This window comes from Erwinia sp. SLM-02 (assembly GCF_037450285.1).
Lineage (GTDB): Bacteria > Pseudomonadota > Gammaproteobacteria > Enterobacterales > Enterobacteriaceae > Erwinia.
Genome location: NZ_JAQISN010000012.1, coordinates 1 through 2,447, shown reverse-complemented (window position 1 = coordinate 2,447; position 2,447 = coordinate 1). Strand labels below are relative to the sequence as shown.

Sequence of the window (2,447 nt, the reverse complement as noted above, 5' to 3'; positions counted from 1 at the left end):
TCAGGGAGAACTCATCTCGAGGCAAGTTTCGCGCTTAGATGCTTTCAGCGCTTATCTTTTCCGCACTTAGCTACCGGGCAATGCCATTGGCATGACAACCCGAACACCAGTGGTGCGTTCACTCCGGTCCTCTCGTACTAGGAGCAACCCCTCTCAATTCTCCAGCGCCCACGGCAGATAGGGACCGAACTGTCTCACGACGTTCTAAACCCAGCTCGCGTACCACTTTAAACGGCGAACAGCCGTACCCTTGGGACCTACTTCAGCCCCAGGATGTGATGAGCCGACATCGAGGTGCCAAACACCGCCGTCGATATGAACTCTTGGGCGGTATCAGCCTGTTATCCCCGGAGTACCTTTTATCCGTTGAGCGATGGCCCTTCCATTCAGAACCACCGGATCACTATGACCTGCTTTCGCACCTGCTCGAGCCGTCACTCTCGCAGTCAAGCTGGCTTATGCCATTGCACTAACCTCCTGATGTCCGACCAGGATTAGCCAACCTTCGTGCTCCTCCGTTACTCTTTGGGAGGAGACCGCCCCAGTCAAACTACCCACCAGACACTGTCCCCACGCCGGATCACGGCGCCAGGTTAGAACATCAAACGTTAAAGGGTGGTATTTCAAGGATGGCTCCACGCAGACTGGCGTCCACGCTTCAAAGCCTCCCACCTATCCTACACATCAAGGCTCAATGTTCAGTGTCAAGCTGTAGTAAAGGTTCACGGGGTCTTTCCGTCTTGCCGCGGGTACACTGCATCTTCACAGCGAGTTCAATTTCACTGAGTCTCGGGTGGAGACAGCCTGGCCATCATTACGCCATTCGTGCAGGTCGGAACTTACCCGACAAGGAATTTCGCTACCTTAGGACCGTTATAGTTACGGCCGCCGTTTACCGGGGCTTCGATCAAGAGCTTCTCCTTGCGGATAACCCCATCAATTAACCTTCCGGCACCGGGCAGGCGTCACACCGTATACGTCCACTTTCGTGTTTGCACAGTGCTGTGTTTTTAATAAACAGTTGCAGCCAGCTGGTATCTTCGACTGCCTTCAGCTCCGTCAGCAAGTGACTTCACCTAACGACAGCGTGCCTTCTCCCGAAGTTACGGCACCATTTTGCCTAGTTCCTTCACCCGAGTTCTCTCAAGCGCCTTGGTATTCTCTACCTGACCACCTGTGTCGGTTTGGGGTACGATTCGTTGTTACCTGATGCTTAGAGGCTTTTCCTGGAAGCAGGGCATTTATCACTTCAGCACCGTAGTGCCTCGTCATCACACCTCAGCGTTGATAAGGTTCCGGATTTACCTGGAATCTCCGCCTACATGCTTAAACCGGGACAACCGTCGCCCGGCTGATATAGCCTTCTCCGTCCCCCCTTCGCAGTAACACCGAGTACAGGAATATTAACCTGTTTCCCATCGACTACGCCTTTCGGCCTCGCCTTAGGGGTCGACTCACCCTGCCCCGATTAACGTTGGACAGGAACCCTTGGTCTTCCGGCGAGCGGGCTTTTCACCCGCTTTATCGTTACTTATGTCAGCATTCGCACTTCTGATACCTCCAGCAGACCTCACAGTCCACCTTCTGCGGCTTACAGAACGCTCCCCTACCCAACAACACCTGAGTGTCGCTGCCGCAGCTTCGGTGCATGGTTTAGCCCCGTTACATCTTCCGCGCAGGCCGACTCGACCAGTGAGCTATTACGCTTTCTTTAAATGATGGCTGCTTCTAAGCCAACATCCTGGCTGTCTGTGCCTTCCCACATCGTTTCCCACTTAACCATGACTTTGGGACCTTAGCTGGCGGTCTGGGTTGTTTCCCTCTTCACGACGGACGTTAGCACCCGCCGTGTGTCTCCCGTGATAACATTCTCCGGTATTCGCAGTTTGCATCGGGTTGGTAAGCCGGGATGGCCCCCTAGCCGAAACAGTGCTCTACCCCCGGAGATGAGTTCACGAGGCGCTACCTAAATAGCTTTCGGGGAGAACCAGCTATCTCCCGGTTTGATTGGCCTTTCACCCCCAGCCACAAGTCATCCGCTAATTTTTCAACATTAGTCGGTTCGGTCCTCCAGTTAGTGTTACCCAACCTTCAACCTGCCCATGGCTAGATCACCGGGTTTCGGGTCTATACCCTGCAACTTAACGCCCAGTTAAGACTCGGTTTCCCTGCGGCTCCCCTATACGGTTAACCTTGCTACAGAATATAAGTCGCTGACCCATTATACAAAAGGTACGCAGTCACACCCCGAAGGATGCTCCCACTGCTTGTACGTACACGGTTTCAGGTTCTTTTTCACTCCCCTCGCCGGGGTTCTTTTCGCCTTTCCCTCACGGTACTGGTTCACTATCGGTCAGTCAGGAGTATTTAGCCTTGGAGGATGGTCCCCCCATATTCAGACAGGATATCACGTGTCCCGCCCTACTCATCGAACTCACAGTAAGTGT

Annotated in this window: 1 rRNA gene; it reads right to left on the bottom strand. The window is 53.7% G+C overall.

The features are described 5' to 3' along the window. Positions 1-2,447, bottom strand: a 23S ribosomal RNA gene (locus PGH32_RS24495); the annotation flags it as partial.